Annotated in this window: 25 protein-coding genes; 11 read left to right on the top strand and 14 right to left on the bottom strand. The window is 68.1% G+C overall.

Translation table 11 applies throughout. The features are described from left to right. Positions 1-44 precede the first annotated feature (44 nt). The 7 genes from LQD00_RS08915 to LQD00_RS08885 all read right to left on the bottom strand — a co-directional run bounded on the left by LQD00_RS08915 (position 45) and on the right by LQD00_RS08885 (position 6,886). Positions 45-1,079 (bottom strand): heme-dependent oxidative N-demethylase family protein, encoded by a 1,035-nt coding sequence (locus tag LQD00_RS08915; protein ID WP_232716797.1) that lies wholly within the window; start codon positions 1,077-1,079, stop codon positions 45-47. After that, positions 1,076-2,065 carry a PDR/VanB family oxidoreductase gene (locus LQD00_RS08910; RefSeq protein WP_232716796.1) on the bottom strand — a complete coding sequence of 330 codons (990 nt, stop codon included), beginning with the start codon at positions 2,063-2,065 and terminating at the stop codon, positions 1,076-1,078. The genes LQD00_RS08915 and LQD00_RS08910 overlap by 4 nt, the downstream gene beginning before the upstream one ends. Next, positions 2,062-3,609: a heme-dependent oxidative N-demethylase family protein gene (locus tag LQD00_RS08905; protein WP_232716795.1), complete on the bottom strand. Its 1,548-nt coding sequence runs from the start codon at positions 3,607-3,609 to the stop codon at positions 2,062-2,064. Before LQD00_RS08905 ends, LQD00_RS08910 begins: the two co-directional genes overlap by 4 nt. Continuing rightward, entirely contained in the window at positions 3,606-4,610 is a 1,005-nt protein-coding gene (locus LQD00_RS08900; RefSeq protein WP_232716794.1) for a PDR/VanB family oxidoreductase, read from the bottom strand. Before LQD00_RS08900 ends, LQD00_RS08905 begins: the two co-directional genes overlap by 4 nt. Continuing rightward, positions 4,607-5,164, bottom strand: coding sequence for a dimethylamine monooxygenase subunit DmmA family protein (locus LQD00_RS08895; RefSeq protein ID WP_232716793.1), 558 nt, complete (start codon positions 5,162-5,164; stop codon positions 4,607-4,609). Before LQD00_RS08895 ends, LQD00_RS08900 begins: the two co-directional genes overlap by 4 nt. A gap of 9 nt (positions 5,165-5,173) precedes the next feature. Continuing rightward, positions 5,174-5,557 (bottom strand): cupin domain-containing protein, encoded by a 384-nt coding sequence (locus LQD00_RS08890; RefSeq protein WP_005200607.1) that lies wholly within the window; start codon positions 5,555-5,557, stop codon positions 5,174-5,176. A gap of 159 nt (positions 5,558-5,716) precedes the next feature. Beyond that, positions 5,717-6,886, bottom strand: a complete 1,170-nt coding sequence (locus tag LQD00_RS08885; RefSeq protein ID WP_232716792.1) for a DUF418 domain-containing protein — start codon at positions 6,884-6,886, stop codon at positions 5,717-5,719. A gap of 84 nt (positions 6,887-6,970) precedes the next feature. Between LQD00_RS08885 and LQD00_RS08880 the strand changes: the two genes are divergently transcribed. Continuing rightward, positions 6,971-7,561: a TetR/AcrR family transcriptional regulator gene (locus LQD00_RS08880; RefSeq protein WP_232716791.1), complete on the top strand. Its 591-nt coding sequence runs from the start codon at positions 6,971-6,973 to the stop codon at positions 7,559-7,561. Between the two features lie 99 nt (positions 7,562-7,660). Next, on the top strand, positions 7,661-7,861 hold the full coding sequence (locus LQD00_RS08875; protein WP_232716790.1) for a hypothetical protein: 201 nt from the start codon (positions 7,661-7,663) through the stop codon (positions 7,859-7,861). Between the two features lie 76 nt (positions 7,862-7,937). On the opposite strand, the gene LQD00_RS08870 is transcribed toward LQD00_RS08875, so the two are convergent. The 3 genes from LQD00_RS08870 to ggh form a co-directional block, all read right to left on the bottom strand. Beyond that, positions 7,938-8,273 carry a hypothetical protein gene (locus LQD00_RS08870; protein ID WP_232716789.1) on the bottom strand — a complete coding sequence of 112 codons (336 nt, stop codon included), beginning with the start codon at positions 8,271-8,273 and terminating at the stop codon, positions 7,938-7,940. 96 nt (positions 8,274-8,369) lie between these two features. Beyond that, complete coding sequence (locus LQD00_RS08865) at positions 8,370-8,936, bottom strand: DinB family protein (RefSeq protein ID WP_232716788.1); 567 nt, start codon at positions 8,934-8,936, stop codon at positions 8,370-8,372. A gap of 69 nt (positions 8,937-9,005) precedes the next feature. Further along, positions 9,006-10,346, bottom strand: a complete 1,341-nt coding sequence (gene ggh / locus LQD00_RS08860) for a glucosylglycerate hydrolase (protein WP_232716787.1) — start codon at positions 10,344-10,346, stop codon at positions 9,006-9,008. 148 nt (positions 10,347-10,494) lie between these two features. On the opposite strand from ggh, the gene LQD00_RS08855 reads away from it, so the two are divergent. Next, positions 10,495-11,175 carry an SDR family oxidoreductase gene (locus LQD00_RS08855; RefSeq protein WP_232716786.1) on the top strand — a complete coding sequence of 227 codons (681 nt, stop codon included), beginning with the start codon at positions 10,495-10,497 and terminating at the stop codon, positions 11,173-11,175. Between the two features lie 68 nt (positions 11,176-11,243). Here the strand turns inward: LQD00_RS08855 and LQD00_RS08850 are convergent, their stop codons facing one another. Then, a complete protein-coding gene (locus LQD00_RS08850; RefSeq protein WP_232716785.1) occupies positions 11,244-11,633 on the bottom strand; it encodes a nuclear transport factor 2 family protein in 390 nt (129 codons plus the stop codon). Positions 11,634-11,810: 177 nt separating this feature from the next. Between LQD00_RS08850 and LQD00_RS08845 the strand changes: the two genes are divergently transcribed. From LQD00_RS08845 to LQD00_RS08830, 4 genes are all read left to right on the top strand, one after another. Continuing rightward, positions 11,811-12,488, top strand: coding sequence for a DUF4129 domain-containing protein (locus LQD00_RS08845; RefSeq protein WP_232716784.1), 678 nt, complete (start codon positions 11,811-11,813; stop codon positions 12,486-12,488). A 68-nt stretch (positions 12,489-12,556) separates the two neighbouring features. Beyond that, positions 12,557-13,753: a DUF4350 domain-containing protein gene (locus LQD00_RS08840; protein WP_232717092.1), complete on the top strand. Its 1,197-nt coding sequence runs from the start codon at positions 12,557-12,559 to the stop codon at positions 13,751-13,753. After that, entirely contained in the window at positions 13,750-14,787 is a 1,038-nt protein-coding gene (locus LQD00_RS08835; RefSeq protein ID WP_232716783.1) for an AAA family ATPase, read from the top strand. The genes LQD00_RS08840 and LQD00_RS08835 overlap by 4 nt, the downstream gene beginning before the upstream one ends. Then, positions 14,787-16,079 (top strand): DUF58 domain-containing protein, encoded by a 1,293-nt coding sequence (locus LQD00_RS08830; protein WP_232716782.1) that lies wholly within the window; start codon positions 14,787-14,789, stop codon positions 16,077-16,079. Before LQD00_RS08835 ends, LQD00_RS08830 begins: the two co-directional genes overlap by 1 nt. A 4-nt stretch (positions 16,080-16,083) precedes the next feature. Here the strand turns inward: LQD00_RS08830 and LQD00_RS08825 are convergent, their stop codons facing one another. Both LQD00_RS08825 and LQD00_RS08820 read right to left on the bottom strand, forming a co-directional pair. Beyond that, complete coding sequence (locus LQD00_RS08825) at positions 16,084-16,359, bottom strand: hypothetical protein (protein WP_232716781.1); 276 nt, start codon at positions 16,357-16,359, stop codon at positions 16,084-16,086. A gap of 136 nt (positions 16,360-16,495) precedes the next feature. Beyond that, entirely contained in the window at positions 16,496-17,488 is a 993-nt protein-coding gene (locus LQD00_RS08820; protein ID WP_232716780.1) for a stage II sporulation protein M, read from the bottom strand. Positions 17,489-17,633: 145 nt separating this feature from the next. Here LQD00_RS08820 and LQD00_RS08815 point away from each other — a divergent pair, with 145 nt between their 5' ends. Both LQD00_RS08815 and LQD00_RS08810 read left to right on the top strand, forming a co-directional pair. After that, positions 17,634-18,485, top strand: a complete 852-nt coding sequence (locus LQD00_RS08815; protein WP_232717091.1) for an RDD family protein — start codon at positions 17,634-17,636, stop codon at positions 18,483-18,485. After that, positions 18,482-19,681 (top strand): alpha/beta hydrolase, encoded by a 1,200-nt coding sequence (locus LQD00_RS08810; protein ID WP_232716779.1) that lies wholly within the window; start codon positions 18,482-18,484, stop codon positions 19,679-19,681. The genes LQD00_RS08815 and LQD00_RS08810 overlap by 4 nt, the downstream gene beginning before the upstream one ends. A gap of 6 nt (positions 19,682-19,687) precedes the next feature. Here the strand turns inward: LQD00_RS08810 and LQD00_RS08805 are convergent, their stop codons facing one another. Further along, entirely contained in the window at positions 19,688-20,878 is a 1,191-nt protein-coding gene (locus LQD00_RS08805) for an acyl-CoA dehydrogenase family protein (RefSeq protein ID WP_232716778.1), read from the bottom strand. 72 nt (positions 20,879-20,950) lie between these two features. Here LQD00_RS08805 and LQD00_RS08800 point away from each other — a divergent pair, with 72 nt between their 5' ends. Both LQD00_RS08800 and LQD00_RS08795 read left to right on the top strand, forming a co-directional pair. Beyond that, complete coding sequence (locus LQD00_RS08800; RefSeq protein WP_006868507.1) at positions 20,951-21,283, top strand: TfoX/Sxy family protein; 333 nt, start codon at positions 20,951-20,953, stop codon at positions 21,281-21,283. Next, entirely contained in the window at positions 21,280-21,696 is a 417-nt protein-coding gene (locus LQD00_RS08795) for a hypothetical protein (protein ID WP_232716777.1), read from the top strand. Before LQD00_RS08800 ends, LQD00_RS08795 begins: the two co-directional genes overlap by 4 nt. Positions 21,697-21,959: the final 263 nt, after the last annotated feature.

Here is a 21,959-nt window from a genome sequence, read left to right as displayed (position 1 = left end):
TTCGGTTCGGAGACTCTGAGGTCCGGGTTACTTGCACCAGCAGCTCACGGGCGTCGTTGACCGCGTAGATAGGCGACGACGTTGTCGCGATAGTCGAGGAATCCCTTGTAGGCGGCGATGTCCTCACCGAGTGTCTCGATGACGGTCGCCAACTGGTCGGCCCACTCGGGTATTCGTTTCACGTCCTCCAGCGAGGCCATGAATGTCCGGATATTGAACGTCACGGCACCCGACATCGGCAACCGGACGAAGTGTTCCAGCTCGATTCGCAGGCGCGCCCTGGCGAAATCGCCGTCGGCGACCATGCCCGGGACGTCACCCGCCCAGGCCGGCAGCTCTTCGAGACTGACATCGAGCTTGCGCGAATCCGACGCCGAGAGAGTCCAGTTCACCCTGCGGTACACCTGATCCGCCGGTAGCCTGCGCAAGAACTGTTCGGCGCGCGCGACGATGCCCTCGCGGAGCATGCGCGGGACCGGGGCATGGATTTCGTACATGTCCATCCCGACATCGAAGGAGACCGACCACGCCGCGGCGAAGGTCACCACCCCGGCGTCGAAGTACAGGCGCCCGTCGCGTTCGGTGACGAGCAGGAGGTCGTCGGGCACCTCTCGCGCCAGGAACTCCATGGGCCCGTAGGGCAGGGAGTCGGGGTCGCCGAGCACGAATTCCTGGTCGGTGCCGAGGATCTCGTTGCGCCAGTGGAACCGGCCGTCACCGTGCTCGTCGAGGTGCATGAGGTCGGGATACGAGATGCCGAGGTCGCGCAGGTAGTAGAGCAGCAGGTCCCAGCAGGCGACCTCCATGCCGGCGCGGACCCGCACGCGTGACGGGTCGTTGTCGAGGATCCGCCGACGTTCTGCCATCGTCTCCGGGTACTCCGCACCGCCGAGATCGACCAGGTGCCTTCCCCATTCGCCACCGCGGGTGCGGCGCGGGATGCGGGCGGGTTCGACGTTGACGCTGTAGGAGAACTCCTCGAGGTCGTCGGGAAACGGCCACGGGAGGTTGGACAGGTGGTCCACCGGGCCGGACTGGTACTCGCGGGCCGATGCGGTCGGGATCGCTTCTGTGGTCACAGGTCCACCTCGATGCTCTGGCCCCGGGAGACACAGCACAGCATCGCGTCACCGAGCGCCTTCTCCTCGTCGGACAGAACGAGGTCGCGATGCTCGATGGTGCCTCCACGCACGGGGATTCGACATTCGCCGCACACACCCTGGCGGCACAGGTTGGGCACCTCGACACCGCTGTCGAGGAGACGTTGGAGCAGTGACACCCCGGCCGGGACGTCGATCCGGGCGCCGGTCGAGGAGAGCGTCACGGTGAACGGGTCGCCGGGCTCCTGATCGGGTGCGGCGAATCGTTCGAGATGGACCCGCGCCGTGGGCCATCCGGCCTGCGCGGCGAGCTCGGTGTAGGTGTCGAGCAGGGTGGCCGGTCCGCATGCGTAGGCGTGGGTCCCGAGCGGCTGCGACCGGAATCTCTCGGCGAGCAGTTCCGTCGTGGCGTCGATCCCCAACACCTCGTGCAGGGTGACGTCGGGTTGCTGCGCGAGCGCACGGAGATCGTCGAGGTGGGCTCCGCAGCCGGGCCGGTAGGAGTAGACGATGTCGACACGACGCCCCTCGCGCGCCAGCGCCCGGGCGTGCGACAAGACCGGTGTGACCCCGATACCGCCGGCCACCAGCAGCGCTCCCCGCTGGTCGAGGACCGGCGCGAACATCGACCGGGGACCCTCCACCTCGACGATCGAATCCTCGGTGAGGTTGTCGTGCAACCAATCCGAGCCGCCGCCGGCGCCGCGGCGCAGGACCGAGATGCCGTAGGTGTTGGGGAACATGCCGTCGTCGACGAGCGAGTAGGCGTTGCGGTGTTCGCCTGCGGTGACGATGAGGTGGCTACCCGGTTGATAGGGCGTCAGGACCTGCGGTGCATCGACGGGGGGCGCGAACCGGAAGTGTGTGATGTCCTCGGTCAGTTGGCGGACGGCGACGACGCGCATCGGCCTCGTCGACGTCGTGTAACCCGGGTGCAGGTGTGCGGGGATGGCTGCTGCCGTCATGCATCACCCCCCGCGGCTGACGCCAGGAAGCTGCCCATCGTCGGCGAATGGTGTTCGTGGACCTCGAGATCCCGGGCACAACCGGGACACGTGACGATCCCGCCGGCGCGCCCCTCGACGCGGAAGGTGGTGCGGCAGTGCGCACAGTAGAGCGGCAGATCGCGGGTGTGGACGACGAAGGACGACAACTCAGCGGGGACGGCTCCGGCTTCGCGCGCGATCGCCAGGGCGGTCATCACGTCGTATTGGCCACCGGTGACGAGGACGCGGGTGCCGGTGAGGGCTTCGCCGAGTGCGGCGTCGAGGGCCGCACGATCCTGCTCGTCGGTGAGGGTGTCGAGCACGAGCAGCCGGGTGGCGCCGACGGCCTCGGCCGCCGCGACCCAGTTGCGGGACACGTGCGCGGTCGCGGCGTCATCGCCGATGGCGACCACGAGGAAGGCGGCCCCGGTGGTGTCGACCGCCGGGGGACTGGTCGGCCAGACCGGCATGCCCGGGCCGGTCGGTGCCGGTGTGGTCGGGGCCGGGGTCGGCGCGGCATCGCGCAACCACTGGGCCGCGCGATCCCGGTACTTGATGATGCCCTTGTAATCGGCCATGTCCTCGGGCAATTCGGCCAGGACCTCGGCAGTACGACGCCGCCACGGGTCGACGGTGGCCAGCTGCTCCAGGGGGAGCATGTAGGTGCGGATCAGGAACATGACCGCGCCCGAGTCGGGCAGGCGGATCAGGTGTTGCACCTCGACGCGCAGGTGTACGCGGCGACCGAACTCGGCGTCGTCGACGAGCTGGATGCTCTCGCGGTCGGGGCCCCACTCGGGGTAGAGCTCCGTCGAGACGTCGAGGCGGCGATCGATGGTGAGTGTCCAGTTGGTCCGCCGGTAGGGCTGGTGCGGTTGGAGGCGCTTGAGGAACTCGTGGGCCCGGGTGATGACGCCTTCCCTGCGGATCCGCGGGACGGGCCCGTGGATCTCGAGGAAGCTCATGCCGACGTCGAAGCCGAAACTCCAGTCGGCCGCGAAGGTCACCACGCCGGCGTCGACGAAGAGCTCGTCGTTGCGCTGGTCGAGGAGGGCGATGTCCTCCTGGACCTGAGAGGTGATGTAGCGCAACGGTTCGTCGGGGAGGGTGGTCTCGTCGCCGTAGCGGAAGTGTTGTTCGACCCCGAGGATGCCGTTGCGCCACAACCATTCGTCGGGCCCCGTGGAGCGCAGCTGCATCTGCTCCGGATACGCGGCGCCGAGTTCGCGCATGAGGGTGAACATCGCATCCCACGCCGCGGGGACCATGTGGGGGAGTACCGCGTGGCGGGTCGGGTCGGCGGCGAGGATCACCGCGCGCTGATCGAGTTCCGCGCGGTACTCGGCGTCGATGTCGACCACGGCGGTGCCCCACTGACCCGCGGGCGTCGTGACGGGTTGCTCGGCCGGTTCCACGTTGGTGCTGTAGCGGTACCGGTCTTCGAGGAAGGGGAACGGGAAGCCGGCGATCAGGTCGGTCCCCGCCGCGGTCTTCGTGGCTGTGTTGTCGAGAGTGCCTGTCACAGGGGAACCTCCAGGGTGCAGCCGTCGGTGGCGCGCGAGACGCACGGCATGATGGCGTCACCGGCGGACTTCTCCTCGGCACTGAGGTAGAGATCGCGGTGGATGGGTGATCCGCCGGACAGGGGGATGCGACATTCGCCGCACACGCCCTGCCGGCACAGATTCGGGACCTCGACGCCCACTTCTTCCAAGGCCTCGAGCATGCTCGTCCCCGACGGGACGTCGATGCTCCGGCCGGATTCGGTGAGCTCGACACGGAACGGGTCACCGGCATCGAGTGCGTCGATGCCGAAGCGTTCGAAGTGTATTCGGGACTCGGGCCAGCCGGCCGCGATCGCCGCACCGACGACGGCGTCGATCATCGCCGACGGTCCGCAGACGTACAGGTGGGTGCCGACCGGCTGGGCACGGAGCGATTCATCGAGGCGCTCGGTGAACGAGAGACGGTCGGTGAACAGTTCGGCACGGGCCCGGGCGAGCGCCGTGACGTCGTCGAGGTGGGCGGCGGCCTCCTCGCGGAACACGTACAGCAACTGCACGTCGCGTCCCCAACGCACGGCGGCCCGCAGGTGGGACACCATGGGGGTGATCCCGATCCCGCCGGCGACCAGCAGGTGTCTGCGGGCGCGGGCGATCGGCGCGAAGGCACTACGGGGAAGCCCGACGGTCAACAGGTCTCCGACGACGAGTGCTTCGTGCAGCCAGCGGGATCCGCCGTTGCCGTCGTCGACCTTGAGGACCGAGATCGAATACTGCGTGGGATGGGTGCCGTCGCCGGTCAGGCTGTAGGCATTGGTGTGCTCACCCGCGTGCACCACCAGATGGCTGCCGGGTACGAAACCGGGGAGTGCGCGGCCGTCCGGGTCGGCGAGCGTGATGCTGCGGATGCCGGCGACGGTGGCGTCGATCGCGACCACGACGAGTTGCATCGTGGGCAGCCTGTCGACGCGGGTCTGCACCGCGGTACCGGACGAACCGGGTTCTGCGACGGTGATGCTCACAGTTCGACCTCCTCACCGGTGGACAGGGGTTGCGCGGTCTCGGCGTCGACCATGAAGCCCAGGTACTGACCCGTTCGACGGGATACGTGGTGGTAGACGAGCAGGTCGCGACGACAACCGGCACAGGGGACGACGTCATCGATCGCTACTCGGGCGCGGGTCACCGACCGGCAGTGTGAGCAGAAGACGTCGGCTTCGGTTCGATTGTCGGAATCGGTTGTCAGGACCATGATCTCGTCGTCCTCGAGTCCGGCGTTCACGGCGACGGCGCGCAGCCGCAGTGCCGAACCCGTGTCGGCGACGATCCATACCCGGACGCCGACGGTGGCCTCGGCGAGCGCCGTGGCGAGCAGGTCGGCGGCGGTGTCGGCATCGCCGTGGATTCGGGTGGTGGCCTGCGGCGGGCACTGGGCTTCCCAGCGGCCCAGTGCGTCGGCGACGTCCCCGACACCGACCAGCAGGTAGGAACTGCCGGTCGCCGTGGGGATTGTCGTCTCGGCCAGGTCACCAGGTCGCGCCCACACCGGCACGCTGGAGTACGCGATCTGCGACATGACGGTGGATCAGAGCAGGGTGGCGTCGCGCTGCCCGGTGTAGAAGGCGAGCGCATAGTCGGGGGTGCTGAAGTAGATCTTCGAACCCTTCGGGAAGAAGATGGCGTCCTTCGCCTTGGCGACGATCTTCTGCCCGGTCTCCTTGTTCTCCAACAGGAACTCGCCCTCGAGCACGACCTTCATCTCGTCGTATTCGTACTCGTAGTAGAGCGGCTCGTCGGTGTGACGGAGTTCGAAGTAACCGCTGCACATCGGACTGCCGTCGGGGTTCTCGTAGACGTCACCGATGAAGCCCTCGGTGCCCGGGTACTCGGTCTCCGGCATCTTCGGCAGGTTCTTCCAGGCGTCGCTGGTCACCCGGAACTCCAACGCCTTGGCACTCTCGATCGTCACGATGCTCCTCCATGCTCACTCGGGCGCTACGCGCTCGTCGGGGTACATGTGCGGCGTCCTCGAGCCATCGGGTTGGTGATGACTCTTCGTAGTGGACGCTGACCCCTGTCATGAAACAAGTGGCGTGTTTCAGCAGTGTGACGGCTTTGTAATGGTGTGCTACGCGCCGGTTGTCGCGTCGACGCTCGGCTTCCGACGTGCGAACCGGGAGTCGAGGGCCGAGTAGCTGCGATGCCACAACCACTCCAGCGGGCCCCGTTCGAACCTGGTCAGCCAGGCGCGCGACGCGAACATCAAGAGGGCGGAGATACCCACGAAGAGAAGAACGGTCACCGGGACGACCGTCTGTGGGTCGAGGCGCTGCGCGAGCCCGAATCCCCAGCCGTAGCAGACCGCACCCGCCACCATGTTCTGGAAGACGTAGCAGCTCAGTGCCGTTCGGCCGATCGGGGTGACCGCACGACCCCATCGACCCGGAGATCGTCCGTTGGCGTAGAGGCCGGCGATCCAGGCCAGCAGCCCCAGCGCGACGACGGGCGCCGTACCGTAGCGGCCGAGGACCAGGCCGGCGTCGCCGCCGGTCATGCCGAGGGCGAAGTCGAGGGGCAGCGCGACACCCAGCCCGACGACCATCAGCCGCCGACGCAGCTTCTCACCGCGCGGCTCGAGTACCCCCGCTCGCAACAGGGCCGCGCCCGCCAGGAACAGGGCGATCGACATCGGCAGGATGAAGATCACCTCGGCACGGAACAAGCCCATGTTCTCGGCGCGGAAGGCAACCAGGCCGAGAAAGCTGCTGTCCGCGTACGGATTCGGGTCGAGCGTTGAACCGTTGCCGGTGGGAGCCGAGGCGAGGGCCCAGGCCAGCACCCCGAGCAGCGCGATATGGGTCGTGACCGCGATGCCGAGCGCGACGTACTGCCGCCGCAGCCGCATCGACAGCAGATACGCGACGATGATCCCGGTGACGGCGTACCCCATGAGGACATCGAACTCGGTGAACAGGAAGTAGTTGACCAGTCCGTCGACGAAGAGCAGCGCACCGCGGATGTAGTACCGGCCGGGCCAGGGGTGTCCGCGTCGGATCGCCGACCGCTGCTGAATCGCCAGGCCGATCCCGAACGTGATGGTGAGCAGGCCCAGGAACTTGCCCTGGGCGAGTTGCTGCAGAAGGCCCTCGATCGGTTCCCACATCCCCGAGGCCCCGTGCGCCCCCTGGATGTAGCCGATGAGCCCTTCCGGATTCGTGAAGATCCAGATGTTGGTGGCGAGGGTTCCCAGGATGGCGATGCCACGAAGGACATCGAGTGAGGCGTACCGGGTGGCCATTGCGGGTCTCCAGACAAGTTTGGTGACACGACTGTGCTAGTAAAGGTGTCCGCCAAGGTAGCACAGGTGTACTAGCATGAGTCAATGCCCAAACTGATCGACCGCGACGAGCGACGTGCCGAGATCGCCGAGGCGCTGTGGCGGATCGTCCTGCGCGAAGGGGTTTCCGGCGTGTCGGTTCGCGAGGTCGCGGGGGAGGCGGGCATCTCCGTGGGCTCGCTGCGCCACGTCTTCGCCGACAAGTCCGAGCTACTCGAGTTCTCGATGCGGCTGATATACGAGCGTGTGGCGGAGCGGGTGAAGACGCACGGACGCGTCCGCGACCCGCTACGCCGGGCCGAAGCGATCCTCGCCGAACTACTCCCTCTGGATGACAACCGCCGCGTCGAGATGCACGTGAACCTGGCGCTGCTGACCGAGTCCGTCGCACACCCTGGATTGGCCCAGGCGGCCCGCGAGGCCTACGACGGACTCCGGGGCCTCTGCGTCGCGGTTCTGACCGAACTCCGCGACCAGAAAGTGGTCGCCACCAGCGTCGACGTCGACAGCGAGGCCATCCGCCTGCACGCACTGATCGATGGGTTGGCCATGCACCTGCTGCTGGACGGCACCGACTCACCGGCCCGTGCGCGACGTGCGCTCCGCGACCACCTGCACGGGTTGCGGGCCACCTGACGCGTCGTCGATTCGACGTCGTCGGGTGCGTCGTGGTCGCTACGCTGGACCTGGTCGCGGCCGTGATGCCGCGACGGCCGTCGAGTCCAGGAGCACACCGTGAGCAGCGAACCGCGCAGCCCTCTGAAGCGGGAGGCTCTCTGGACCACCGTCTTCGGGGTCCTGTACGCCGTGTGCATGGTCTGGCTCACCGTCGTCTGGTGGCTCGACGGCCGGTGGTGGTGGGTTGCGGTAGGTGTGGTCGCGATCGTGTTGGGGTTGACGGCGACCGTCATGCAGGTGCGAGCCCAGACGCATTGACTTTCGCTCCCCGTGATCCGTTGCCGTTCACGAGAATCCGGTGAGCGGAAACGGATGGTGTGAGCGCTTCTCGCGGCTATTGCTGCCGGTAATCGAGCAATCCGGACCAGAACTCGTCGGGGATCACGTCACCGGCACGCAGTACGCGGGCGAGTCCGGCCGCCATGAACGCCCCGAGGAGTCCGAGCCACAACCCGGCCAGTGAGATCACGACCCACGCGACGGTTACCGCGAACGGCCAGGGGTCGAGGATCAGCAGGAGCGGGGCGAAGAAGAAGCCGGCCCCGATGAACCACGACGAGAGCGCGCGGTCGCATCGCGCCACGGCCACCAGCCAGCGTGGGGTCGAGGCGGTGGGGGTCGCGCCCAGTGGGGGTCTTCGGTTCCGGTGGATGGTCGAGTCGGTGGTCATCGGACACCTCCTGAGACGGATTGCCGTGACCCCAGAATCCGCCTCCGACGCCGGAAGACCCACTACCTACGAGGTAGTGACCTCGAGCGGTCCTGACTACCGGAACCCCTCGGCCGCCGCCTCGATCCGGGTGTGCAACGCCGTCCAGTACCCCGGGTCGGCGGGCCGTTCCTCGGTCGGCAGGCGTCCGGTCGATCCGTCCACGAGTTCGCGGAGAATGTCGGCGTGGCCCGCGTGACGGGAGGTCTCCGCGATCATGTGGACCAGGATCTGCTGCAGGGTGACGTGTCGCCGCTCGGGGGGCCAGGGCGCCACTTCACCGGTTGCGTCCAACTCGAGTTCCCGGATCGTCCGGTCGGCGTGTGCACAGGCCCGGCGGTAGAGGTCGAGAATCCCTTCGCGGGTCTCGTCCGGTTGCGCCCACATGTCGACGTCGGGGACCTCGCTCGACAACCAGGCCGGCGGATCGGGGAACGGCCGACCGAAAACCGCGCCGAAGTAACCGATCTCGCAGCCCGACAGGTGTTTCACCAGCCCCAGCAGATTGGTGCCGTGCGGGGTCAGCGGACGTCGGATCTCATATTCGGAGAGCCCGTCGAGCTTCCACACCATGACCGACCGGGCGTCGGCCAGGTACTGATGCAGGGTCTCCTTCTGTCTCATCTGATCTCCCGCGCGCCGAGATGCCGATGGATGTTCCGTCGACCACGGTAACCCGCGGAGGTGTCGCGATCAGTCGAGCCAGTCGAGCACCGACGCAGCGGTCCAGCTCTGCTGCATGCTGCCGAGCGGTTCGCCGGTGAACGGTTCGTAGTACTCGGCGAACGAACCGTCGGTGGCCTGGCGCAGACCCTCCTCGCGGAGGCGCGCCGACCGTTCGGTCCAACCACGGCGCGCGAACGCCCAACTGAACAGCCAGGTCATGACCGGCCACACCGGGCCGCGCCAGTACTCGCGGGGTCGGAAGTCGGCCGAGATGGGCGACGTCGACGGCGGGACGGCGTACCGGAGGTCGGGGTGGCCGCAGAAGCGCGGACCGTCGAAAAGCCGGAGGAGAGCGCGTTCCCGGTCGCGGGGGAGTCCACCGCAGATGAGCGGTGCGAACGCCGCGATGGTCTCGGTGGTGATCCACGAGTTGGCTCGGAGGTCGAAATCCCGTGCGGCACCGTTGCGGTCGTTGGCGGCGGCGACGACGCCGGCGCGGAACCGGTCGGCCCAGGCGCGCAGATCGCGGACGTCGGCCAGCGGCTTGGAGTAGTCCTCGCCGATCGTCGCGAGCACATCGCAGGCCACCGCGAAGATCGCGCTGACGAAGACGTCCTCGACGGCGAAACTCATGACGTTCGGCAACACCTCGTCGTCGTAGTTCGCCCGCTTCATCTGCTCGACCAGCCAGATGTACCGGTCGTACTCGAGGTCGGTGGGCCGCATCGACAGATCGGTGACGTGGTCGAGATCGGCGCGCTGGTACGGCGGAAGATCGAGCCCGGGAACGACATTCGCATACGCCGAGTCCCACCGCGGCGAGTTGTCCATACCGGACTCCCATCCGTGGAAGATGGTGATCCGGCCGCGCCCCATGGGATCCCGGGCATGGGCAAGCCAGCGATGCCAACGCACGAGCGAACTCCAGCGGCGGTCGATGAACTCGTTGGCCACCGCCCGCGTCGTGCGACCGTGGCGTCGGGAATGGTCGAGGATGCGCTGCACCGCGATCGCGTGGACCGGTGGCTGCGTGATGCCCGAGGTGTCCGGGAAGTCGGGGGCGCACTCGGCGAGTCGTGCGCACTCCCAGCGTGCCGGGCCGGGGAAGTACCCGTCACGGCCGTTGGCGAACACGATGTGCGGGATCATGCCGTTGCGCCACTGGGCGGAGAGCAGGGTGTCCATCTCGATCACCGCACGCTCGACGGACAGCGGTGCGAGACCGACGGTCACGAACGCGGCGTCCCAGCTCCACATGTGCGGGTACAGCTTGGGCGCCGCACTGGTCATGGTGCCCAGGTCGTTGCCGCGCAGCAGATAAGCGGCACGTGCCGACAGCTGCGTTGGGGTGAATCCGTACCTGGCCACGCCGACGATTGTGCCCCGCGGCGAGCGCGTCTGCTCACCGAGGTGGCCTCGATACGCGGCGTCCTCGCTCCGTCCGGGCGTCGCCACTCGGCCGACGGAGGGGGCAGAGCGATTTCGCCATCCGGGTCGCCGCAGTAGGGTTGGCAGAGTGCCCACCGCATTGATCACCGGGGCCAGTCGCGGCCTCGGCGCCCAGATCGCCCGACAGCTCGCCCCCACCCATGACCTGTTGCTGGGTGGACGCCCCTCACCCGAACTCGACCACCTCGCCACCGAACTCGACGGTGCGAGTACCTTCGCCGTCGAACTGACCGACTACGACGAGGTCGCTGCGGCGGTGGAGACCATCAGCGAACTCGACGTGCTGGTCCACAACGCCGGCGTCGGCAGCAACCTCGAACACGTCTCGGACACCCCGGTCGAGGAATGGCATCACGTCCTCGAGGTGAACCTCGTGGCGGTCGCCGAACTGACGCGGCTCCTTCTTCCTGCGCTACGGCAGGCAGAAGGGCACGTCGTCTTCGTCAACTCGGGCGCCGGGCGGTCGGCCAAGCCACGCTGGGCGCCCTACGCGGCAAGCAAGTTCGGCCTACGCGCACTCGCGGACTCCCTACGCGCCGAGGAGCCGACGCTCCGGGTCACGTCGGTCTACCCCGGACGCATCGACACCGACATGCAGCGCGAACTGGTTGCCATCGAAGGCCGGGACTACGACGCCTCGCAGTTCCTGCGCCCGGAGTCGGTCGCCGCCGCCGTCGTGCACGCCATCCAGACCCCGGCCGACGCCCACCCGCAGGACATTGTGCTGCGGCCGACGGGCCGGGGTTGACCCTTCGAGGCTCGCTCCGCTCGCACCTCAGGGAGCGAGGGGGCCGACGCTCGCACCTCAGGGAAAGGTCAGAGCTGGGTCAGGTCTTCCGGACGCCAGACGGCGCGCATCGACGACACCTTGCCGTCGGCGTTGAAGACCATGATGTCGACCGGGGTGATCTCGAAGGCGAGACCGGAGGTCTTGGTGACGAGGGTGAACTCGAAGACCGCGGTGTCGCCGGCGACCTTCTTCCACTTGAGGGTCGCGGTGCGCTCGTCCATACCGGTGATCACCGAGTAGAACTCGACGAGCTGCTCGCGGGTGTTGCGGATGTCGGCGCCGATCGGGTCCTCGACCGTCGCGTCGGGCGCGTAGAGGTCGGCGATCTGTTCTGCGGTGCCGTTGTTCAGCAGCTCGACGTAGGCGTCGACCGCCGCGTCGATCTTTTCGGCGAGGTCGGCTTGCTCTACGGTCATGAATCCTCCAGGAATTAGAACGTGTTCTAATTCGGCACCGTAGCACGCGGGTCCGTCGACCGGTGGATGTTTCCGGTGCTTGCACAGGGTTCTTTGATACGTTCGCCGCAAGAGTCCCTTCGGGCCTCGAGTCCGGGAAAACGACGAGGTCGCAGCAGCGCGGAAAGGCCGGTATCCGTGACCCCGATCCTGGCTGCTCCGCTGGACCCCGGCAACGAGGAGGCCCGACGCTGGGCCGAGGACGAGCTGTCGAAGGACGTCTATCAGCCGCCGGAACCGTCGTGGTGGGACGAGTTCAGCGACCGCGTGTGGGAGTGGATCGCCGACAACATCCTGGACTTGTTCGGTGGCTCGGACACGATCCGGGCCATCGTCATCGTGGTCGCGATACTTTTGTTCGTGGGCCTCGCCGTGCTCGTGATCCGTCGGGTTCGACGTATCCCGCGCGTCCCGAAGACCGCGGACTCCAGCGCGGCCAAGGTGGTGCTGTCCGGTACGCGATCGGCGAAGGAACTCCGTGTCGAGGCCGAGACTCTCTACGCTGCGGGCGATTACGACGCCAGTGTCATCGCCGCGGTTCGAGCCCTCGCCCGGCGCGCCATCGAACGAGGCCTGCTCGCCGATGAGCCGTCTCTCACCGCACACGAGGTGGCCACCGAACTGGTGTCCCGCTTCCCCGACCACGGCGTCGAACTGCGCAGTGCCGCTGACCTGTTCGACGCGATCGCATACGGCGACCGCCACGCGGCCGCCGGGCCGGCGCGGGCGGTGCTCGAGCTGGAACGTGCGGTGTCGTCCACCCGGCCGGCCGCGGTGGGCACCTCGGATCCGCATCGTCTGGCGGTGCCCCGATGACCACGACTACCCGTGCTCCGTCGATCGCGCCCGCCCCGCCGAAGCGCGGTACGCCGCGATGGATCTGGGTGCTCGTGGTGGTTCTGGTCGTCGTCGTGATCGGCGCGATCGGTCTGCTCGGAGTGTCCGCCCTGACCGTGTTCGGGACGGAACCCGGGCCCGGGGTGAGTTACGACCCCGACAACCCGAGGCCCCAGGGCGCCCGGGCGCTGGCCCGGATCATCGACGAGCACGGCGGCGACCTACGTCAGGCACGCGGACTGGACGAGTTCAGCGACGCACCACGCCCCGGAGGCACCACGACTGTCGTCGTGTCATCAGTGGGTGCGCTGAATCCCGGTACCGCGCAACAGTTCCTCGATCGGGTGGCCGAGGCACACCGGGTGATTCTGATCGCGCCGCAGGACAGCGCCCTGTCGCTCCTCGAACTTCCCATCCGGTTGGAGTTCGGCGGTGCCCCGACCGGCGTGCCCGCCCGGTGCACCACCGCCGAGATCGGCGCCGACGACATCATCACCGGCGGCGCCCTCGGCTACAGCACCTCCGCACCGGGTGCGACGTCCTGCTTCACCACCGGCACCGCATCGAATGTGCTGTACCTGCCGGCCGGCTCCGGCCGTCCTGAGATCCTGGTCGTCAGCGGCGACATGCTGATCAACGACAATCTCGCGCTCCGGGACAACGCCGGCGTGACCACCCGGCTCTTCGCCGATGCCGACGACATCCTCTGGTACGTCCCGTTCTTCACCGACGAGGTGCCGACCGAGGACGAGGACTCCGACATCCCGGCGGCGATCGGGCCGCTGATCGTGCTCGCCGCGTTCGCGGTCCTGGCCCTCATGCTCTGGCGGGGTCGCCGGTTCGGCGCGCTGGTCACCGAGCCGCTGCCCGCGGTCGTCAAGGCGATCGAGACCACCCAGGCGCGGGGTCGGATGTACCAGAAGGCCCGCGCCGACGCACGGTCCGCCGCCGCCCTGCGGATCCACACGCTGACCTCGCTCGCCTCGTACCTCGGCCTGCCCTACGACGCCGGGAGGGCCACCGACGAACTGGCCGCACCCGGATGGGAAACGACTGTGGCCCAGGGGGAGACGGCCGATCCCGCGGTACACGCGATCATCACCGCCGTCGTGTCCGTCACCGGCCGCGACCTCGTCCGGGTGCGCGCCCTGCTCGCCGGACCGCTCCCCACCACCGACACCGGCCTCGTCCTCTTCGTCGCCGAACTGACCGCCCTCGAGAAGGAAGTCCGACACACACCATGACCGTCGATCCATCCCGCGCCTTCGGCCCCGGTCCATTCGAGAAGGCGCCGCCGCAGAGTCCGCACAGCGGACCCGCCCCGTCGTCGAACACCGCGCGCGCCGCGCTCGGTGCGGTACGTGCCGAGGTCGCCAAAGCGGTTGTCGGACAGGACCCGGCGGTCGCCGGAATCCTCATCGCACTGCTCTGCCGCGGACACATCCTGCTCGAGGGCGTACCCGGTGTCGCAAAGACGCTCCTCGTCAGATCGGTCGCGGCCGCGCTCGACGTCGACACCAAACGCGTGCAGTTCACCCCGGACCTCATGCCCGGCGATGTGACGGGGTCGCTCGTGTTCGACGCCGCCAGTTCGGAGTTCACGTTCCGTGAGGGCCCGGTGTTCACCAACCTGCTGCTGGCCGACGAGATCAACCGCACCCCGCCGAAGACGCAGGCGTCGCTGCTGGAGGCGATGGAAGAACGGCAGGTGACCGTCGACGGCGTGGGTCGCCCCCTGCCCAGCCCCTTCCTCGTCGCCGCCACGCAGAACCCCGTCGAATACGAGGGCACGTACCCGCTGCCGGAGGCCCAGCTCGACCGCTTCCTCCTCAAGGTGACACTGCCCCTGCCGCCCCGTGACGACGAGATCACGGTCCTCACCCGGCATGCGGCCGGATTCGATCCGCGTGATCTCGCCGCGGCCGGACTGCGGCCGGTCGCCTCCGCCGCCGACGTCGAGGCCGGGATCGAACAGGTCCGGCGTGTCAGCGTCGCACCTCAGGTGGCCGCCTACATCGTCGACATCGCCCGTGCGACACGGTTCTCCCCGTCCCTCGCGCTCGGCGTCAGTCCGCGAGGCGCGACCGCATTGCTCGCGACCAGCCGTGCCTGGGCTTGGCTGAACGGTCGCGACTTCGTGACCCCCGATGACGTTCAGGCGCTGGCACAGTCGACGCTCGCGCACCGGCTGTCGCTGCGTCCCGAGGCCGAACTCGAAGGGGTGTCGGTGGGTTCGGTCCTCGACGCCGCCGTGAACTCGGTTCCCGTCCCACGCTGATGTTCCTCACCGGCCGATTCCTGATCCTGCTGCTGCTCGGCGCAGTGCCGATCCTGGTGTGGCCGAACTATGCCGTCCCGGTGCTGTGGGTGCTGTTCTGCGTACTGCTGATGTGCTTGGACCTCGTCCTCGCCGGGTCGACAAAGACCGTCGCCCTGGCACGGTCGGTACCCGGACCGGTCCGGCTCGGTGAGACCACCTCATGTTCGATCACCGTCAGCAACACCGGAACCGGCACCTTCCGCGGCGTCCTGCGCGACAGCTGGCAACCGTCGGCCGGTGCCACCGACACGGTCCATCGACTCACCGTGCCCCAGGGTGAAACCCGCTCGGTCACCACCACGCTCACCCCGACGCGCCGTGGCGACCGGCTCGCGGTGCGGGCGACCGTTCGTCGCCTCGGCCCCCTCGGACTCGCCGGTCGGCAACGCAGCATGCCGCTACCGGGCCGGATCCGCGCGCTCCCGCCGTTCGGTTCACGACGCCTGCTGCCCTCACGGCTCGCCCATCTGCGCCAGCTCGACGGCCGGTCGGCGGTCCGAATACGCGGGCAGGGAACCGAATTCGACTCCCTGCGGGACTACGTCGAAGGGGACGACGTCCGCAGCATCGACTGGCGGGCGACAGCACGACGCCGCTCGACCGTCGTGCGCACCTGGCAGCCCGAGAAGGACCGTCACATCGTCATCGTGCTCGACACGTCGCGTACCTCGGCCGGTCGTGTCGGCGACGTCCCACGCCTCGACGCCGCGATGGACGCCGCTCTGCTGCTCGCCGCCCTGGCGTCGCATGCGGGCGACCGCGTCGACCTCATCGCCGGCGACCGACGCGTCCACCGACGAGTGGTCGGGGTGGGCCGCACGACACTGCTCAACAGCCTGGTCACCGCCATGGCGAACCTCGAACCGGCGCTACTGGAGGCAGATTGGCCGATGCTCGGGGCAGAGGTCGCGAAGATCAGCCGACAGCGGGCCCTGTTGGTGCTGCTGACCCCACTGGAACCGGCAGCCGTCGAAGAGTCATTGCTGCCACCGCTGTCGGTCCTGGCGCAGCACTACAAGGTCGTCATCGGATCCGTCGCCGATCCGGCGCTGGAGGAGATGATCGCGGCCCGGGAGAATCCGGAGGCCGTCTACGACGCGGCGGCCGCGGCCCGGACCGTCACCCTGCGAAACCGAACGGCCACTGCCGTCAGCCGGCTCGGCGTCGACGTCGTGGACGCCCCGCCGGACAAGCTCCCCGCGCGGCTCGCCGATCACTATCTGCTGCTCAAGTCGCGCGGGTTGCTGTAGCCGACTAGCTCTTTGCCTGCACCCCGCGGTAACCGAGGAAGCCGAGATAACCGGCCAGGCCGGCGAGGCCGAGGCGTCGGGTGCGAGGGGACACCAGCGCGACGCCGATCGCGGTCTCGCAGGCGCCGTTGCGGTAGGTCCACTTCGTGGTGTCGTCGGGGAACACGGGTGCGGTGATGGGAGCGAACAGCTCCGGCTTCACGAAGTGCGTCAGACCGACCGCGGCGAGACCTCCGCCGATCAGCGAGACCGCGTCCAGGGACTTGTCGTTCTTGGCCATTCGGGTGTTCCTCTCGGGTGGGGCTGGTTTCGATACGGCTCGTCGCAAGCTCCTCACCTACTCAACCAGCAGACCTCTGCTGGCCGAGTTGGTCCGAGGCGCAAGCCGAGGACCGTATCGAGGTCACAAACCATTCCTACACGGTGGGTGCGGTCAGTCCTCGATCGAGCTCGGCGAGGTCGCCGGTCTCGCCCGTCTCGTGCGCGCGGCGTCCCGCGACGAAGACGTAGGCCATGAACAGCAGCCAGGCGGTCACCCCGATTCCGATGCGCGCCCAGGTGGGTAGGGGAGAGGGGGTCACGAATGCCTCGATCACGCCGCAGATCAGCAACACGACGACGAGTCCGAGCGCCACCCCGATCGCGGCTCGTCCTTCCTCACCGAGAGCGGCTGCGCGCGTTCGATTTCCGGGTGACACCCAGGACCAGAAGATCCGCAGGCCGACCCCCGCGGCGACGAACAGGCAGGTGAGTTCGAGCATGCCGTGCGGGAGTAGCAGGCCGAAGAAGAGATCGCCGCGGCCGTGCCGGATCATGATCGAGGCGATCACCACGAGGTTCAGGATGTTGCTGTAGAGCATCCAGATCACCGGCAGGCCGAAGATGCCGACAACGATGCACATCGCGGCGAGCCAGAAGTTGTTGGTCCACACCCGCGCCGCGAACGAGGTCGCCTCGTATTCGCTGTAGTAGTTCGCGAAGTCGTTGGTGACCAGACGCTCGATCTCCTGCGGCGAGGCAAAAGAGCTCTCGATGCGGGGATGCTCGAGAACCCACCAGGTCATCACGGCGGCCGCGAGTACGCACACACCCATGACGGTCAGCCACCACCACCGCATCCGGAACAGCGCGGCGGGGAAGGTGACGGCGAAGAAGTCGATGAACGTCGACCACGTACTCACCCGCGTTCCCGACGCCCGACCACGGGCCCGCGCCAGCAATGCCGACAGATACGCGACGAGCGAGGCGTCGGGGGCCGAGGAGCGGATCACGGAAAGATGGGTGGCCACGCGCTGATAGGTGTCGATGATCTCGTCGGCCTCGGCTCCGGTCAGCCGACGCCGGCGCGACAGCGTGTCGAGCCGTTCCCACGTCGCGCGATGCGCGGACACATAGGCGTCGAGATCCACTTGGCCAGCGTAACCGGCATCGGAGCCCGTGCGGAGCATGTCATTCGACGGGCGTCGTGGCTGTGTGCTCGTGCCGCGCGGACCATGTTCGGCGTCGTATGGTGAGGCGGTGCCGCCCGGATCGTTGCCACCACGACCTCCGGTGATGGCGGGTGCGCCGGTCCCGGTCGGGACGCCGCCGACCGTCTGGGGTGCCGGTGCGTCGGCCACCGTCGGCGTGGGCCGCGACGACCTCGTCTCCGGTGAGGCGGTCGCGCTCGCACTGCCGCCGGGAGGTCTGGGCTACCGGATTCTCTCGGGGATGCTCGACGTCGCGCTGGGAATCGCTCTGTGGTTGTTCCTCTGGTGGCTGTCGTACAAGGTGACCGGGGACCTGAACGACGCGTGGCGCGGCACCGTCAACACGTTGCTGCCCATCCTCAGCGTCATCGCCCTGCCGACGGTCACGGAGACGCTCACCGGCGGGAAGACCCTCGGTCATCTGGCCGTCGGACTGCGCACCGTGCGAGACGACGCCGGGCCCACCGGTTTTCGGCAGTCGCTGACCCGTGCGCTCGTCGGGTTCATCGAGATGTACGCCTGCCTGGGTCTCCCGGCGCTCATCAGCGCGGCCATCTCGCGGAAGAACAAGCGTCTCGGAGATCTCCTCGCCGGAACCTACGTGATCCGCGACCGACATCGCATCGAGGAGCAGCATCCCATCGAGATGCCCGCGGGTCTTGCGTCGTGGGCGGTCTCGGCCGACATGGCCGCCCTGCCCGACGGCCTCGCGGTGGTCATCCGCCAGTTCCTCAATGGACGGCACGCCATGAAGCCCGAGCCGCGAGCTGCCGCCGCGCACCGGCTCGTCGTCGCCGCGGCACCGTTCGTGGCACCCGCACCGCCACAGGGTGCGTCGTTCGAAGACGTGCTGTCGGCCGTCATGGCGGAACGCCGACGCCGTGACTCCGAACGACTCGAACGTGAAGCGCGCCTGCGGGAGAGGTTGCTGCGATGAGAACGTCGGCATGTCACGTCAGGATGGTCTGCGCTCTCGCCACCGGGTTGCTGATGGCGATCGGCGGTACCGCGCTCGCACCTCGGGCGGCGTCGGGGCCGGTCGACCCGGACCCGCGCATCGTCTCCGCCGACGCCGTGCACAGCCCGGTGGTCGCGCTCGATGCCGCGTCGTCGACGAGCCGCGTCCGGTACAGCTCGACCTCGGTGCGGGGCCGTCCGACCGAGATGACGGGCACCGTGCTCCTGCCCAGGTCGTCCCCTCCGCGCGGCGGATGGCCGCTGGCGGTATGGAACCACATGACCGTCGGCGCGGCGGACTCCTGTGCACCGTCCACCGGTCATGCGAATCATCCCGAGCGTCCGCGGATGACGTCCGGTGACCTCATCGTCGGACACCTGCTCGACGCCGGGTTCGCGGTCGTACGACCGGATTTCGAAGGGATCGGTGGTCCGGGACCACACCCGTACCTGATCGGAGGTTCCCTGGCACGATCGGCGATCGACCTGGCCGTCGCCGCGTCGCGCGACGACGCACGGATCGGCCGGGACGTGGTGGTGGCCGGACACTCCGAGGGTGCCGTGGCCGCGCTGTTCGCCGCGTCTCGACCGGACACCGAATGGCATGGGCTGCGGGTGCGAGCCGTCGCTGCACTGGCACCGCCCACCCAGGTGGCCCGGATGCTCGACGCCGCGTCGGGCGTGCCGGTGGCCGGCCCGGCCATCAACGAGCTCATGGGGCTCGCCGCGTTGCTCGGGTACGGTGCTGCCGCTGCGGATCCCGGGTTCGAGCAACTCATGCTGCACGGCGGCGGTCTCAGCCCGGCGGCACGCCGCCTCGTGCCGCACGTCGAGCAGCGGTGCTATGCGGGACTCACGCAGTTCGATTCGTACGGCGGCCTCGCGCCGGCCCAGCTCCTCGGTCCCCAGGGTGCGCGGCTGAAGGCCGGTCTGTTGGCGATCCTCGACCGCAACGACGTTGCGCACCTGCGATTCTCACCAGGGTTGCCGGTGCGGATCGAGACGGGGACGGTGGACACGGTCTCGCCGCAACCCTTCGTCTCCGACCTGGTGCGGAGCTATCGACGCGCCGGCGTGCAGGTGACCTACAACGAACGCGTCATCGGGCATGCCGGTGTCGCCGCCGAACCGGGCGGCGCGAAAGAGGTTGCGCGGTGGCTGATCGGGCAGGCCTGACCGCCATCACCTCAGGTCGGTGCTGGACTTTCCCAGAACGCGGCGGGCGATGATCAGCTGCTGGATCTGCTGAGTGCCCTCGAAGATGTCGAGGATCTTCGAGTCACGTGCCCACTTCTCGAGGAGGGAGGTCTCCGAGAAGCCTGCTGTCGCACCGATTTCCACGGCCTTGTTGGTGATCTCGGTGACCGTGCGCCCCGCCTTGGCCTTCGACATCGAGGCCTCGGTGGAGTTCGGCTGGGCGTTGTCGGCCATCCAGGCGGCCCGCAGCGTGTGCAGCCACGAGGCCTCCCACTCCGATTCGAGGCGGATGAATTCGGCGACGGTCGCATGCTGGGCGGCTGCCGGCCGGTCGTAGTCGATCTCGTGGCCGGCCTCGTCGAGCATCCGGCGGAGCTCCTCGAGGGCGGCGCGGCCCAGGCCGATCGCCATGGCCGCGACGACGGGACGGGTGTTGTCGAAGGTCTGCATGACCCCGCCGAAGGCCTTCTTGGTGTCGATCTCCGGCGAACCGAGCAGATTCTCGGCGGGGACGCGGGCGTTCTCGAAACGGATCACGGCCGTGTCGGAGGCCTTGATGCCGAGCTTGTGCTCGAGGCGGGCGACCGTCACGCCCTCGGTGGTCATCGGGACGACGAAACTCTTGATGGCCGCGCGGCCCACACTCTTGTCGATGGTCGCCCACACGACGACGTGATCAGCACGCGAACCGGCGGTCACGAAGATCTTCTCGCCGTTGATGAGGTAGTCGTCGCCGTCGCGGGTTGCCGTCGTCGACACCGCCGCGGAGTCCGACCCGAAACTGGGCTCGGTGATGGCCATCGCCGCCCAGACGTCGGAGAACTTCTCGAGCTGTTCGGGGTTGGCGACGGCCGCGATGGCGGCGTTGCCGAGTCCCTGGCCCGGGATCGAGAGCAGCAGGCCCACGTCGCCCCAGCTCATCTCGAGTGCGGAGATCAGGCCGCGCATGTTGGCGCCGTTGACCGACGGTCCGTCGTCGCTGCTCGACGAGTCGGCCGCCTTCTCCGACCCGCGTCCCTGCTTGGCGAGCTTCGCCAGGTCGTCGAGTTCCGTGGGGTATTCGTGCTCGGCCTTGTCGTACTTGCGTGAGATCGGCCGGAAGATGTGCTCGGCAGCCAGATGGGTGCGCTCGACCGTCGAATCGAACTTCTTCGGGAGCTCCAGGTTGATCGCCATGGCATGACCTTACTGCTCGGTAAGTTAGTTGCCAAGTCTTTCCCCGTCACACCCGCCGAATAGCCTGGAGACGTGGCTTACGACGAGGAACTCGCCTTCCGCATCCGCGCGCTGCTCGCGGCGGAGGTCGGCGTGGACGAGGTCCCGATGTTCGGCGGCCTGGCCTTCCTGATCAACGGCAACATGGCCGTCACCGTGAGCGGCAAGGGCGGGATCATGGTCCGCGTGCCGCCCGAGGAGACCAGCACCCTGCTCGAATACCCGCACACCGCCCCGATGCACATGTCGGCGCGCGAGACGCTCGGCTGGCTGCGCGTCTTCGAAGAGGGGATCGCGTCCGACCGGCAGCTGACCCGCTGGGTCACCATCGGCGCCGACTACGCCCGGAGGCTCCCGCCGAAGTGAGACGGAAGCTCGACGAGTGGCCGCGGACGGTCATCCTGGTCCCGTTCGGCGTGTTCTTCATCCTCTTCGGTCTGTACGGGCTGCTCAGCTCGGACGTCACCTGCGGCGACGAGCCGATGTCCGCGGACGACCGGTGTGTCCAGCACGCCGACGACGATGGGGAATCACTTCTGACGCCCGAGCAGCTGGCGGCTCTACCGACAGCACCCAGGGGTGTCGAGCTGTCCCCGCAGTTCACCGAGATGTACGCCGACATCGCGTCGCTACCCGAGTGGGCCGGTCGGTCCCGCGACGAACAACGAGCCCGGGATGCACAGAACAACCGGGTCATCGTCGTTCTCGGGTTGATCGCCACCGGCGTCGGGTTCGGGAGCATTTACATCAAGAGATGGTGGCTGCGACGGCGAGCGTGAGTCGGGTAGCGATCGGCGCCAATCGAGTTCGGTCGCCGGCCCTTCGAGGCTCGTCGCTAACGCTCCTCGCACCTCAGGGAGCAAGAAAGGCCGCCGAACGCTCCTCGCACCTCAGGGAGCAAGAAAGGCCGCCGAACGCTCCTCGCACCTCAGGGAGCGGGGAACGCTCCTCGAACCTCAGGGAGCGGGGGAAGCCGCCGAACACTCCACACACCACAGGGAGCATGCCGTCGAGCGACCAAAGGAGTTGCGGCAGTTTGATC

The sequence above is a fragment of the Gordonia metallireducens genome (genome assembly GCF_021245825.1).
Lineage (GTDB): Bacteria > Actinomycetota > Actinomycetes > Mycobacteriales > Mycobacteriaceae > Gordonia > Gordonia namibiensis.
The sequence above is the reverse complement of the archived record's forward strand: the minus strand, read 5'-3'. Positions and strand labels throughout refer to the sequence as shown.